8 protein-coding genes are annotated in these 13,833 nt (G+C 67.9%); 2 read left to right on the top strand and 6 right to left on the bottom strand.

The features are described from left to right. Positions 1-14: 14 nt before the first annotated feature. On the bottom strand, positions 15-1,601 hold the full coding sequence (ffh, locus tag AC50X6_RS07370; RefSeq protein ID WP_494965590.1) for a signal recognition particle protein: 1,587 nt from the start codon (positions 1,599-1,601) through the stop codon (positions 15-17). A gap of 151 nt (positions 1,602-1,752) precedes the next feature. On the opposite strand from ffh, the gene AC50X6_RS07365 reads away from it, so the two are divergent. Further along, entirely contained in the window at positions 1,753-3,141 is a 1,389-nt protein-coding gene (locus tag AC50X6_RS07365) for a glucose-6-phosphate dehydrogenase (protein ID WP_494965589.1), read from the top strand. 104 nt (positions 3,142-3,245) lie between these two features. On the opposite strand, the gene AC50X6_RS07360 is transcribed toward AC50X6_RS07365, so the two are convergent. Beyond that, the gene (locus AC50X6_RS07360) at positions 3,246-3,584 is read right to left on the bottom strand and encodes a P-II family nitrogen regulator (RefSeq protein ID WP_264354265.1); all 339 of its coding nucleotides are present in this window, start codon (positions 3,582-3,584) and stop codon (positions 3,246-3,248) included. Continuing rightward, the gene (locus tag AC50X6_RS07355) at positions 3,581-4,942 is read right to left on the bottom strand and encodes an ammonium transporter (RefSeq protein ID WP_494965588.1); all 1,362 of its coding nucleotides are present in this window, start codon (positions 4,940-4,942) and stop codon (positions 3,581-3,583) included. The genes AC50X6_RS07360 and AC50X6_RS07355 overlap by 4 nt, the downstream gene beginning before the upstream one ends. Positions 4,943-5,194: 252 nt before the next feature. Here AC50X6_RS07355 and AC50X6_RS07350 point away from each other — a divergent pair, with 252 nt between their 5' ends. Beyond that, a complete protein-coding gene (locus AC50X6_RS07350; protein ID WP_494965587.1) occupies positions 5,195-6,451 on the top strand; it encodes an MFS transporter in 1,257 nt (418 codons plus the stop codon). 394 nt (positions 6,452-6,845) lie between these two features. Here AC50X6_RS07350 and AC50X6_RS07345 read toward each other — a convergent pair whose 3' ends face one another. The 3 genes from AC50X6_RS07345 to smc all read right to left on the bottom strand — a co-directional run bounded on the left by AC50X6_RS07345 (position 6,846) and on the right by smc (position 13,631). After that, positions 6,846-8,540: a hypothetical protein gene (locus AC50X6_RS07345; RefSeq protein WP_494965586.1), complete on the bottom strand. Its 1,695-nt coding sequence runs from the start codon at positions 8,538-8,540 to the stop codon at positions 6,846-6,848. Positions 8,541-8,680: 140 nt separating this feature from the next. Next, positions 8,681-9,892: a signal recognition particle-docking protein FtsY gene (gene ftsY / locus AC50X6_RS07340; RefSeq protein ID WP_494965585.1), complete on the bottom strand. Its 1,212-nt coding sequence runs from the start codon at positions 9,890-9,892 to the stop codon at positions 8,681-8,683. A 94-nt stretch (positions 9,893-9,986) separates the two neighbouring features. Further along, positions 9,987-13,631, bottom strand: coding sequence for a chromosome segregation protein SMC (gene smc / locus AC50X6_RS07335; RefSeq protein ID WP_494965789.1), 3,645 nt, complete (start codon positions 13,629-13,631; stop codon positions 9,987-9,989). Between the last annotated feature and the right edge of the window lie 202 nt (positions 13,632-13,833).

Here is a 13,833-nt window from a genome sequence, read left to right as displayed (position 1 = left end):
TCGGCCGGCAGCGCCTATTTGCTGCCGCCAAGGAACTTGTCAAAGCCTTTCGGAAGGTTCAGCTGGGAGGGATCGAAGTCCGCGCCCTGCTGGCCGAATGCCGCCCCGGTGGGCAGTGCCTTGGGTCCGGCGGCACGCCGGGCCGCGGCATCCTTGGCTTCCTGTGCGGCCTTGGCCGGGTTGCCGGAGCGGGCTTTCTTCTTAGGCGCACTCTTGGCACCCTTGCGGGCGCCGCCGCCGCCCGTACCGGGCATCCCCGGCATACCGGGCATCCCGCCGCCGGCCGCCATCTTCTTCATCATCTTTTGCGCCTGGGCAAAGCGCTCCAGCAGGCCGTTGACCTCGGAGACGTGCACGCCGGAGCCGCGGGCAATACGGGCCCTGCGGGAGCCGTTGATGATCTTCGGAGCTACCCGTTCGTGCGGCGTCATGGAGCGGACAATGGCCTCGACACGGTCGATTTCGCGTTCGTCGAACTGTTCGAGCTGCTGCCGGATGTTCTGCGCTCCCGGCATCATCATGAGCATTTTTTTCATGGAGCCCATGTTGCGGATCTGCTGCATCTGGGCGAGGAAATCGTCCAGCGTAAAGTCTTCCTGGTCGGCGAACTTCTGCGCCATCCGGGCCGCTTCGTCCTTGTCCCAGGACTTCTCCGCCTGCTCGATCAGGGTGAGCACGTCACCGAGGTCCAGGATCCGCGAGGCCATGCGGTCCGGGTGGAAGAGCTCAAAGTCGTCCAGGCCCTCGCCGGTGGACGCAAACATCACGGGTTTTCCGGTCACCGACGCGACGGAGAGCGCGGCACCGCCGCGGGCGTCGCCGTCGAGCTTGGAGAGCACGATTCCGGTGAAATTGACGCCTTCATCGAAGGCAAGGGCCGTGTTGACGGCGTCCTGGCCGATCATCGAATCGATCACGAACAGGACCTCGTTCGGGACGATGGCCTGGCGGATCTGGCGGGCCTGCTCCATCATGTCGGCGTCGACGCCGGTACGGCCCGCGGTGTCCACAATCACGACGTCGTGCAGCGTGCGGCGGGCTTCCTCGACACCGGCGCGGGCGACGGACACCGGGTCGCCGGCGGGGTGATCCAGCTCGGTGGAGGTGGCGCCCGGGTGCGGGGCGAACACCGGCACGCCGGCACGCTGGCCGACGATCTGGAGCTGGGTGACCGCGTTGGGTCGCTGCAGATCGCAGGCGACCAGCATGGGGCTGTGGCCCTGGGCCTTGAGGTATTTCGAGAGTTTGCCGGCGAGGGTGGTCTTACCGGCGCCCTGGAGGCCGGCGAGCATGATGACCGTGGGACCGGTCTTGGCGAGGCGGATCCGGCGGGTTTCACCGCCGAGGATCTCGATGAGTTCCTCGTTGACGATCTTCACGATCTGCTGGCCGGGGTTCAGGGCGGCAGAGACCTCTTCGCCGAGAGCACGCTCGCGCACACGTCCGGTGAATTCGCGGACCACGGGCACGGCAACGTCGGCGTCCAGCAGGGCACGCCGGATCTCGCGGACGGTAGCGTCAACGTCCGCCTCGGTCAGGCGGCCCTTGCCACGGAGGTTCTTGAAGGTTGCTGTCAACCGGTCAGAGAGTGAATTGAACACGCGCCGTGCACTTCTTTCAGTGGATCTTCAGATGGCGGCCGGTCCGGCACGCCAGCGTCGCGGCTGATGTTCGCCTGAACGAACCGCCTCGACAACGGGACTCGACTATCTAGGGTACCAAGACGCGCCTTCAAGATGGCATGCTGGCTACGTGACCAGCCAAACACCTGTGAAAACACTGCTCATCCTGGGCGCCTCGGGCGACCTGACCGGCCGGCTGCTGCTCCCCGGGCTGGCCCGGCTCGTGGCGCGCGGGCACACCGAAGGCCTGACGCTCGTCGGCGCCGGATCCGATCCGTGGGCGCCGGAACAGTGGCGGGACCGCGTCGAGGAGTCCTTCGCCGACGCCAATTCCCAAGCCGAGGCCTACGGCCGGCGGGAACTGAAGCGGATCCGTGACACCACCAGCTACCACCGGCTGGACGTCACGGCGGACGGGCAGCTGGCCGGGCTGCTGGCGCGGCTCGAGGGTCCCGTGGCGGTCTACTTCGCGCTGCCGCCAAGGATCAGCCAGCTCGCCTGCGAGGCGCTGACGCCGGAGCAGGTCCCCGCGGGGACACGGCTGGTGATGGAGAAACCGTTCGGCTCAGGGGAGGACTCCGCCCGGCACCTCAACACGACCCTGGCCGCGCTGGTCCCGGAGGACCACATCCACCGGGTGGACCACTTCCTGGGCAAGGCGACGGTACTCAATATCCTGGGGCTGCGCTTCGCCAACACCTTCCTGGAGCCCGTATGGAACCGTGAGCACATCGAAAAGGTGGAGATCATCTTCGACGAGGACCTCGCGCTGGAGGGGCGCGCCCGCTACTACGACGGCGCCGGGGCCCTGCGCGACATGATCCAGAGCCACCTGCTGCAGATCATGGCCCTGATGGCGATGGAACCCCCGGCGTCAGTGGACGAGCGGGATCTACGCGACGCCGTCGCCACCGTGCTGCGGGCCAGCAGCATCAAGGCGCCCTACGCGAAGAGCACACGCCGTGCCCGCTACACCGCCGGCTCCAGCGACGGCCGGAAGGTTCCGGACTATGCCAAGGAGGACGGCGTGGACGCGGCCCGGGGCACCGAGACGCTTGCCGAGGTCCAGGTGGGGATCGATAACTGGCGCTGGCAGGGCGTCCCGTTCATCCTGCGCTCCGGCAAGGCGCTGGGCATCAAACGCAAGGAAGCCGTGGTCACCTTCCGGCCGGTGCCGCACCTGCCCCGGGGTTTCACCGGGGTGGACTCCCCCAACCAGCTCAGGATCGGTTTTGGCCCGGACACACTGCAGTTCGACGTCGACGTGAATGGCCCCGGCAACGTCCTGAGCCTGGACCGGGCCACGCTCCAGGCCGAGCTGAGCGCGTCCGAACTGCTGCCGTACGGCGAAGTCCTGGAAGGCGTCCTCACCGGCGATCCGCTGCTCTCCGTCCGGGCCGACACCGCAGAGGACTGCTGGCGGATCCTCGAACCCGTCCTCAAGGCCTGGGCCCGGGACAGCGTGCCGCTTCAGGAGTACGCTGCCGGGAGCGAGGGGCCGGAGGGCTGGCCGGCCTGACCGCCGTCGTCCTCGCTTCAGGCGGTTGGACGCACTAAAGCGGGCCGGTTACCTGTCCAGGTACCCGGCCCGCTTTCTGATCTGGCGCTTGCTCAAAGCCTGCGCTAGATGGCGGCCGATCCGCGCTCGCCGGTGCGGACCCGTACCGCCTCGAACACGTCCATCGTCCAGACCTTGCCGTCACCGGCCCGGCCGGTGTTCGAGCTGGCGATGATGACATCCAGGATGTCGTCCGCCTGTTCGTCGGTGGCCAGGACCTCGACCCGGATCTTGGGCAGCAGGTCCACGTTGTACTCGGCGCCGCGGTACACCTCGGTGTAGCCCCGCTGCCGCCCGTAGCCGCTCGCCGCGCTGACCGTGAGGCCCTGCACGCCGTAGGCTTCGAGTCCTTCGCGGATGGCGTCGAGCTTTTCCGGCCGGACGATTGCTGTGATCAGTTTCATGCCCCCACACTTTCCTTGCCTGCTGCTGCGGTCTTCTTGCCGTTGGACGCCGCGTCTACCGGGGCTGCTGCCCCGTCGGCGGCGGGCCGACCGGTGATCAGTTCATGCAGCGGCTGGAAGCTTCCGCCATGGCCGCCGACGCCGAACTCGTAGGCCGTCTCGGCGTGCAGGCTGAGGTCCACGCCAACGACTTCCTGCTCCTGGGAGACCCGGAAGCCCATCGTCTTGTGGATGGCCAGGGCGATCACGGCGGTCAGGATTGCCGAGTAGGCGATGGCGATGCCGGCCACTGCGAGCTGGGCCCAGAGCTGGGCGAGGCCGCCGCCGTAGAAGAGGCCGCCGCCGATGCCTTCGACCGGGAGGGCGATGAAGCCCAGCGCCACGGTGCCGATGATGCCCGAGACCAGGTGGACACCGACGACGTCGAGCGAGTCATCGAAGCCCCAGCGGAACTTGAGTCCGACGGCTAGTGCGGAGGCTGCGCCTGCGACGGCTCCGAGGCACAGGGCACCTACCGGGCTGACGTTGGCGCAGGCCGGGGTGATGGCGACGAGGCCGGCAACTACTCCGGAGGCCGCACCGAGCGAGGTCGGGTGCCCGTCGCGGATGCGTTCGGTGATGAGCCAGCCGAGCATGGCCGCGGCCGGAGCCGCGAGGGTGTTCACCCAGATCAGGCCGCCCTGCTCCGCCGTCGTGGCTGCGCCGCCGTTGAAACCGAACCAGCCGAACCAGAGGATGGCGGCACCCAGCATCACGAACGGGATGTTGTGCGGGCGGTGGTTGGGGTCCTTGCCGAAGCCCTTGCGGTTGCCGATGATCAGCACGAGGATCAGGGCCGCAACACCGGCGTTGATGTGGACTACCGTTCCGCCGGCGAAGTCAATCGCGGGGCCCAGGGCCTGGCCGATGGCGCCTTCCGGGCCGAACAGCCCGCCGCCCCAGACCATGTAGGCCAGCGGGCAATAGACCAGCGTGACCCAGACCGGGACGAACACCGTCCAGGCGCCGAACTTGGCGCGGTCGGCGATAGCGCCGCTGATCAGGGCCACGGTGATGATGGCGAAGGTTGCTGCGTAGCCCACCTTGATGAGTCCGTCGGGGGTGGTGACGCCCTCCAGCCCGAACGTGGCGAAGGGGTTGCCGACAATCTGCATAAAGCCTTCGCCGGAGCTCATCGAGGCGCCCCAGAGCACCCAGACCACTCCGACCATGCCGATGGAGATGAAGCTCATCATCATCATGTTCAGTGCTGCCTTGGCGCGTGTCATGCCGCCGTAGAAAAATGCGAGTCCTGGTGTCATGAACAGCACGAGTGCCGCTGCCACCATCAGCCATACGTGACCTGCGGTAAGTTCCATGGTGCACGTCCTCCCTTGCTTGGATGCGATCCGAATTTGCTTTTGCGGAGTTTTCCGCGTGCCTCTACGCGGTTTGCGTTCTAAGAAGAGTTTGGCCGGGCCGTGTTTCGCCGGCGGAGGATTTAGATTGCCGGGGTGTTACAAGAACCTCCCGGAAGTAAATGGTGCATATCGTCCTTGTTACGGTTATGTTTCACGCTGATAATCGGGCCGCTTCGCCCAACTCCCCCCCCACCGCCAGGAAGACCACCCATGAGTAAGACCCCCCAACCCGCTGCCGCCCGGCCCCAGGCGGGCTCCGGTCAACCCGGCGGGGACCGGCTGCCGCGCGACATCAAGGTGATGTTGGTCGCGGCCTTCCTGATCGCCGTCGGGTTCGGCCTGGTGGCGCCGGTGCTCCCCCAGTTCGCAACCACGTTCGGCGTCGGCAATACGGAGGCGGCCATCATCGTGAGCATTTTCGCGTTGATGCGGCTCGTGTTCGCGCCGGCGGGAGGGGCCCTGATCGTGCGGCTCGGTGAACGGCCGGTTTATGTGGCCGGGCTGCTGGTCGTTGCGTCGTCGACGGCGGCCTGCGCCTTCGCGCAGGACTACTGGCAGCTGCTGGTGTTCCGGGGCCTGGGCGGCGCGGGTTCGGTCATGTTTACGGTGGCCTCGATGGCGCTGGTGGTCCGGCTGGCGCCGCCCGAAAGCCGCGGCCGGGTCGCCGGGGCGTATGCCTCGGCCTTCCTGATCGGCAACGTCTGCGGGCCGATTGTGGGCGGACTGCTCGCGAGCTTCGGCCTCCGCGTGCCGTTCCTGGCCTACGCGGCGGCCCTGGTGCTGGCTGCCATTGTGGTGCAGACCCAGCTCAGCCATGTTCCGGCCGGGTCCCGCCCTGAGGGCGGGACTGCGCCGGCCATGGAACTCCGCGAAGCGCTGCGGGACAGCGCCTACCGCGCGGGATTGTTCTCCAGCTTCGCCAACGGCTGGGCGACGTTCGGGGTGCGGATGGCCACGGTGCCGCTGTTCGCGGTGGCCGCCCTCTCCGCGGGGCCCGAAGCGGCGGGCTATGCGCTGGCCGTGTTCGCCGCGGCGAACGCAGTGGCGCTGACGTTCTCCGGCCGCCTCGCGGACAGGCTGGGCCGGAAGCCGATGATGATTGCCGGCCTGCTGGTGACCGGAACGGCCACGGCGGCCATCGGTTTCACCCACGAACTGCTGTGGTTCCTCGTGGCGACCGCCGTCGCCGGCATCGGCTCCGGCCTGCTCGGGCCCGCCCAGCAGGCCGCCATCGCCGATGTGGTCGGCAATCAGCGCTCCGGCGGCCGGGTGCTCGCGGTCTTCCAGATGACGGCGGACAGCGGCGCCATTGTGGGGCCGGTGCTGGCCGGGCTGCTGGCGGACCGGCTCGGCTACGGCTGGGCCTTCGGCGTCACCGGCGGAATCCTGATCGCGGCGGCCGCGGGCTGGTTCATGGCGCGGGAAACGTTCCAGCGCCCGGCGGGCCACGCGGCTAAGCCCAACTAGCGGTCACTTTCGTTTAGTTCGTCGGGGGTCAGACGGAGCCGGGACCTTTTCGCGCCGCGGCGGTGTCCTGTCCAGCGGGACATGCCCATTCTTCGCGCCCGGGACTGGGCACAATGACACTATGTCCAGCCGCTGGCCCCGGCGCGGGGCATGTCCCTTTGGGGCCGGTATCCAGTCCAGCGGGACATGCCCATTCTTCGCGCCCGCGACTGGGCAGAATGACACTATGTCCACCCGCTGGCCCCGGCGCGGGGCATGTCCCAGAGCACGGCCAACGCGCCCGGACCCCCGACGAACGAACGAAAAGGCCCACCAGCTCGCAGCAGGGGCCGTTTTGAGCGCTCAGAACGGCGGCTCAAAACGGCCACAACTGCGAGTCAGTTCCTTGAGTTGCCTAGTACTTGAAGTTCAGGACGGTGACGGTGCCCGCCGTAAGCTTGAACTTCTGGGTATCCGACCCGTAGGCGAAGCCCGGGACGGTTGCACGCTCGGGGAGGGGGATGGGTTCTGACTTTACCCCGTCGATTACCGTACTGTCCTCGGCCTTGTAGCTTGGTCCGGAGAGCTGCGTCATGGTTCCGGTCAGGGCCTTTCCTGGGAGCTTGAGACTCACGTCGGTCTGCGCGGCCTTTTCGGGGTTGTTCTGATTGACGATAGCGACGGTTGTACTACCGTCCGCGTTCTGCAAGGCATAACTGAACGTCAATCCGCCACCTGTGTTATCCAGCTTCAGGTACTTTCCGCCCTCCAGCTCCGCGACCATGGAGATGCCGAAGAAGTTTGCCCGGCCGGAAACATTTCCGTCCGGCTTCAGGTACGCCCCGCCGCTGCAGATGGCGGACATGGGGGGCCCGCCCTTGCAGGTCAGCATCGAGCTGTGGAAGCCGATCCGCGTGATCCCCAACTGCGCGGCATTGAGAGCGTAATCGGCGGTCCAGAGGGCGGAGGCGTGGGTGCGTGACGTTTCATTGGAGCCGGGGCAGGCCGCGATGCCGGTTTCCGGAAGCCAGACTTCCAAGCCCGCATCTTTTCCGGCCTTCAGAGCCGCCTTCTGATAGTCCTCGGCCCGGACGTGCATCAGGGGGTTCATCAGATTCGCCAGGGTCGGCGAGGCCTGGGGGTCCGCCTTTCCGTCGCAACTGTGGAGCGGGTAGTTGTGAAAGGACAGGATCTTCTTCTGCGGGATGTCCGCATCAATGAATGGCTGCCACCACGTCTGGTCGTAAGCGCCGGGGCCCGAGATCGGCACAGCAGGCGCCGCAGCGTTGATTGCTTTCGCGTAGGCCTTGAGCTCCGTGACGTACTGCTCCACGCTGTATCCGCCGGGGCGGACACCGTTGGCTCCGTAGCCGTTGGGCTCGTTGCCGACCGTGATGCTGAGCAGCTTCGCACCGAAGATTTCCGTGGCATGGCGGGCCAGGTCTGCGGCCCGGGCAGGGTCGTAGTGGCCCAGGTCAACGGTGAGGGCAATCTTGGCATCGACGGCGTCCAGCAGCGTGTTCACCCGGGCCAGGTCCGCGGGACCCACGGCCCTGACCGGGTGTGCCTTATCTCCCGTGTAGTTGGAAGGGACCGCCTCGTTGGTGGACGTCCAGAAGAAGCGGCGGTCAACGGCGTTGCCTCCGAAGCGGAGCACCGGCTGGTCTGCTTCTTGGAACAGTTTCACCAGGGAGGCGTTGCTGCTGCCGAGGGCCGGATCGGCCAGGTCGGTGGCTTCGAGCGAGATTCCGGCCAGGCCTTTGGCCAGAGAGGTGCCCACCAGGTCCTTTGAGACGCTTACCTTGAGTGGCTCAACTGCTTCCAGGGGTGAGCCGGCCGGTGGCCCGGGTTGCTTGTAGTACTGGACTTCCGGCGCGGGAGCTGGCGTCTTCGTCGGCGTGGGTTCAGGCGAAGCCGTGGGAGCGGTCGAGGGAACGCTCGTTGCCTCCGTGGAGCTGCTGGGCCTGAACAGGAACATCAGGGACGCCAACAAGGCGATAGCCGCAATTGCCGAGACGACGACAAGACGCCGCTTGGTTCGCTTCGTTCCCGCCGCTTCCTTGGGCCCTTGTTCGGGGGCGTGTTCGGGTGTGGGGTCTTGGGTGGTCATTCAGTACTTTCTTCAGCTATTGACTGGCATCTTCCCACAGCCTAGCGAAGTCCTCAGGAGCCGCAGGACCTGGAGCGCTCAAAACGCTGAACACAACCCCTGCTGCGAGTCAGTAGGGTTGAGGGACTCCCCGCGAGACGTCAGTTCAGCAGCGCGTCGACGAAGCTTTCGGCGTCGAATGGCGCGAGGTCATCCGCGCCCTCGCCGAGACCGATCAGCTTGACCGGGACGCCTAGGGACTTCTGGATGGCCACCACGATGCCGCCCTTGGCCGTGCCGTCCAGCTTGGTCAGGACAATGCCGGTGATGTTCACCACTTCGGCGAAGACACGGGCCTGGTTGAGGCCGTTCTGCCCCGTCGTGGCATCCAGGACCAGGAGCACCTCGTCCACCTCGGCAAGCTTTTCGATGACGCGCTTGACCTTGCTCAGCTCGTCCATCAGGCCCACCTTATTCTGCAGGCGTCCAGCGGTGTCGATCATCACGACGTCGACTTCCTGGTCGATGCCGGCCTGCACCGCTTCATAGGCCACCGACGCCGGGTCCGCACCGTGGACATCGGACTTGACGGTAGGGACACCGACGCGTTGCCCCCAGGTGGCCAGCTGCTCGGCGGCGGCGGCACGGAAGGTGTCGGCGGCACCCAGCAGCACGTCCTTGTCCTCGGCCACCAGCACGCGCGCGAGCTTGCCCACCGTAGTGGTCTTGCCGACGCCATTAACGCCGACCACCAGCACGACGGCGGGCTTGTCACCATGGCGCTCCACCCGCAGGGTGCGGTCCATCGTGGGATCCACGAGTTTGATGAGCTCCTCGCGGAGGAGGGCCTTGACCTGCTCGGGGGAACGCGTCCCCAGGACCTTGACCCGTTCGCGGAGCGCGTCCACCAGCTGCATGGTCGGTTCGGTCCCGAGGTCCGCCAGCAGGAGGGTCTCCTCCACCTCATCCCACACGTTCTCGTCGATGTTGTCCGCGGACAGCAGCGCCAGCAGGCCTTTACCGAAGATGTTGTTGGATTTTACCAGGCGTTCGCGCAGCCGGGTCAGTCGGCCGGCCACCGGCAACGGAGTGTCCACCGGGACGGTTTCGAGGCCTGCGACGTTGTCCGGCACGTCGACGGTTTCGAGCTCGTCCAGCTCGGCGCCCGCCGGGGCGCTGCGTCCGGGCGGCGGCGCGGGGCGTTCCTCAACAAGGGTTCCACCGCCCGCGCCCGGCTGCACCGGATCGTTCTCGTCGCGCTTTCCGGGGTAGCTGGTGATGTTCCGCCGGGTCTTCATGAGGACCGGAATAAGCCCGCCGAGGACCACCAGGGCAGCGAGAATGGGCAGGAGAATGGGGAGGATGTCGTTCACTCCCCTAGCTTCTCACAAACGCAGATAACCGGCGCGGGGGCAAAAACGACCCGGGCGGCGCAGCCTCAGACCCGTGCCGGATCCTCAGTCCCGCTCAGACCTGGGCGCCGAGCCGCTGGCTGATGACGGTGGAGACGCCGTCGCCGCGCATGGTGACGCCGTAGAGCGCGTCGGCGATCTCCATGGTGCGTTTCTGGTGGGTGATGATGATCAGCTGGCTGGATTCGCGCAGCTCCTCGAAGATGGTGATGAGCCGGCCCAGGTTGGTGTCATCCAGCGCCGCTTCCACCTCGTCCATGACATAGAACGGGGAGGGCCGGGCCTTGAAGATCGCCACGAGCAGTGCCACCGCGGTCAGCGAGCGTTCGCCGCCGGAGAGCAGCGAGAGCCGTTTGATTTTCTTGCCGGCGGGCCGGGCCTCGATCTCGATGCCGGTGGTGAGCATGTCGGCGGGGTCCGTCAGGACCAGCCGGCCTTCTCCTCCCGGGAACAACCGGGCAAAAATCCGGACAAACTGGGCGGCGGTGTCCTCGAACGCTTCCGCGAACACCTTCTGCACCCGGTCATCGACTTCCTTGATGATGTCCAGCAGGTCCTTCCGGCTGGACTTGAGGTCTTCGAGCTGGGTGCTGAGAAACTGGTGGCGTTCCTCGAGGGCAGCGAATTCCTCAAGTGCCAGGGGATTGACCCGGCCCAGCGCGGACAAATCGCGTTGGGCCCGCTTGAGCCGTTTCTCCTGTTCCTCGCGGACAAAGGGCTTGCCCGCCGCGATCTCGCGGCCCTCCTCATCGACCGGGGCGCGCAGGGCCGCCCATTTGTCCCCCGTTTCGCCTGCGGGCAGCGGCACGGGCTGGTCCGGGCCGAAATCGGCGACGAGCTGGTCCGCGGTCAGCCCCAGCTCCTCAACGCTTCTCAGTTCAAGAGCTTCGATCCGCAGTCGCTGCTGTGCGCGGGCAAGCTCGTCGCGGTGCACGGAATCGGTGAGCTCGGCCAGTTCACGGGCGAACGCGTCGTTGCCGCTGCGAACTCCGGCGAGCCCGCGGTCCAGCTGCTCCTTGCGCTCCTCGGCGCCGTCCCGCTCCTGCCGTGCGAGCTCCACGGACACGTCGATGAAGCCGATCACGCGTTCGACGGCGGCAGCGACGGCGGCGGCGCGCCGGCCCTGGAGCCGGCGGCGGCGGGCCCGTTCGGCGGCGTCCTCGCGGGCGCGGCGTTCGGTGGCTGCGGCGCGTTCGAGCGAGGCGGCCCGGTTGCGGGTTGCCGTGAGCTGCTCCTCGGCGCTGCGCAGGGCGAGCCGGGCCTCCATTTCGGCGCTGCGCGCCAGCGAGGCGGCCAGTGCCAGGGCATCGCGGTGCGCGGGGGACGGCTCCTCTTCCGCGGGTGCCTCCTGGGCGGCGGCGAGCCGGGCCGCCACGGCGTCGAGGGATTCCTGTTCGCTGGCGATGTTCGCCTCGGCCCTGGCGAGGGACGCGGCGAGGCGGCCGCTTTCGGCGACGGCGCTGCGCAGCACGGAATTGAGGTGGCCCAACTGCTCCGCCACGGCGGCCAGCCGGGCGTCCGAATCGTGGAGCTTCTCCAGCGCCGCATCGGCCCGGTCCTGCGCCGCGGCCTTCCGGGCCCGTGCGGCGGACAGAGCGAAGCGGTTGCGCTCCAGCGCGCCGGTCACCGTTCCCAGCTTCCGGGCGGCGTCGTCGACGGCGGCCTGGACTTCCAGGAGCGAGGGCGCCGTCGCGGAGCCGCCGCTAATGGTCAGGGCGGTGAAGACGTCACCGGCGCGGGTGACGGCGGTCAGGTCGCGGCGTGCAGCAATCAGCCGCGCCGCAGCGTCCAGATCGTCGACGACGGCGACTCCCGCCAGCAGCCCGGTCAACTCCAGCCCGGTCAACGGCAGCCCGCGGGCAGGGCCGCCGGACCCGGAAGGCGTGACCAGGTGCGCGGCCCAGCGGGCGCCGTCCGGAAGTTCACGGCCCGACGCATGCTGCCCGGCCTCACCCGAAGATGCTGTGGCATCGGCCGGCAGCAGCGAGGCGTTAGCCAGCAGCAGCGAGGCGCGGCCGGCGTCGTCGTCCCTCAAACGCCGGACGGCTGCGGCGGCAGCCTCGGCATCGTGGACCACGACGGCGTCAGAGGCGCTGCCGAGGGCAGCGGCGATGGCGGCCTCGAAGCCGGGCTCCACGGTGATCATGGACGCCAGAGAGCCCAGCACGCCCGGGAGCCCGGCAGCGAGCACGTGGCCTGAGCCGTCCTTCCGGTTCAGGCCGAGCTGCAGGGCGTCGCGGCGGGCCACCAGCGCGCCGCGTTCCCGCTCGCCTTCGCGTTCAGACGCCGTCAGGTCATCGATTTCGGCGTTGATCGCGTCGAGGGCAGCGCTGGCGTCCTCGAAGTCTGCGTCGAGGGTTTCCTCGCCGTCCTCGACGCCGGCCACCTGGGCTTCCAGCGCGGTGAACTCGCGTTGGGCCAGCCGCCGGCGCTCCTCCCCTGCTTTCTGCGATTCGCGGAGCCGTCCGATTTCGGCCTGGGCCGACTCGACCCGGGACCGTGCCGCGCCGACCTGCCCGGCAAGCCTGGCCAGGCCTTCGCGCCGGTCCGCGGCAGCGCGGAGCAGGGCAGCGAGCCGCTTGTCCTCGGCGGCGGCGGCGTTTTCGGCGTCCTGCTTCGCGGCCGCCGCCGCGTCCAGGGCAGCGCGGCGGTCCATGATCTGACGCTCCAGCCCGGCCTGTTCCTCGCGGACCCGGGCGGCCTGCTGGTCGAGCTGATCGGGGTCCCGGCCGGTGTCCGGGGCCGGATCGGCAGCCCCAAGGAGGCGGCGTCGTTCTCCGGCGAGGGAGCCGAGGGACCGCAGCCGCTCGCGCCCCGCAGAGAGCTGATACCAGTTGTCCCGCGCGGCGTTCAGTCTGGGCGTCGCCTCCGCGGCGAGTTGTTCCAGTGCCGCCTGGCGCTGCCGGCCGTCGTCGAGTTCCTGTTCGACGACGGCGCGGCGGGCCTTGAGGCCGGACTCGTCCGCGACGTCCTGCGCCAGGGCCGACTGGAGCAGGACGAGGTCGTCGGCGAGGAGCCGGGAGCGAGCGTCGCGGACCTCGAACTGCACGGTCTGGGCGCGCCGGGCCACCTCTGCCTGCTTGCCCAGCGGGGTCAGCTGCCGCCGGATCTCAGCGGTGAGGTCACCGAGCCGGGCGAGGTTGGCCTGCATGGCTTCAAGTTTGCGGACCGTTTTTTCCTTGCGCCGGCGGTGCTTGAGGATGCCGGCGGCTTCCTCGATAAAGCCGCGCCGGTCCTCGGGAGTCGCGTGCAGGATCTTGTCCAGCTGCCCCTGGCCCACAATCACGTGCATTTCGCGGCCCAGGCCGGAGTCGGAGAGGAGTTCCTGGATGTCCAGCAGCCGGCAACTGGCGCCGTTGACCGCGTATTCCGAGCCGCCGGTGCGGAACAGGGTGCGCGAGATGGTGACTTCGCTGTAATCGATCGGCAGTGCGCCGTCGGAATTGTCGATGGTCAGCGAGACATGGGCGCGGCCCAGTGGCGGGCGCCCGGATGTTCCCGCGAAGATGACATCTTCCATTTTGCCGCCACGGAGCGTCTTGGCCCCCTGCTCGCCCATGACCCAGGCCAGCGCGTCCACCACGTTGGACTTGCCCGAACCGTTGGGGCCCACCACAGCGGTGACGCCGGGCTCGAATTCGAAAGTCGTGGCCGACGCGAACGACTTGAATCCCCGGACAGTCAGGCTCTTGAGGTGCAAAGTGTTTCTGGCCTCCTGCTCGGCGGACTGGGCACACGGTTTCACGGTCGCATAATGTGGACGGACGCGGATGTCGGGGACGGCCCCGGTTACCTATAATCTACTGCGGAGCGGTGACAATTCCGCGCAGAACCCGTGCGGAGCCGTCGCAGCGGCCCCGGCCGGCATGTGCGGGAACAGATCTGCACCGGGCATAGTTAAG

This window comes from Pseudarthrobacter sp. HLT1-7 (assembly GCF_059383435.1).
The sequence above is the reverse complement of the archived record's forward strand: the minus strand, read 5'-3'. Positions and strand labels throughout refer to the sequence as shown.

Excerpts from the sequence above, each read along its gene's own strand:
- AC50X6_RS07360 (WP_264354265.1), bottom strand. The coding sequence starts at position 3,584 with ATGAAACTGATCACAGCAATCGTCCGGCCGGAAAAGCTCGACGCCATC.
- AC50X6_RS07355 (WP_494965588.1), bottom strand. The coding sequence starts at position 4,942 with ATGGAACTTACCGCAGGTCACGTATGGCTGATGGTGGCAGCGGCACTC.
- AC50X6_RS07350 (WP_494965587.1), top strand. The coding sequence starts at position 5,195 with ATGAGTAAGACCCCCCAACCCGCTGCCGCCCGGCCCCAGGCGGGCTCC.
- AC50X6_RS07345 (WP_494965586.1), bottom strand. The coding sequence starts at position 8,540 with ATGACCACCCAAGACCCCACACCCGAACACGCCCCCGAACAAGGGCCC.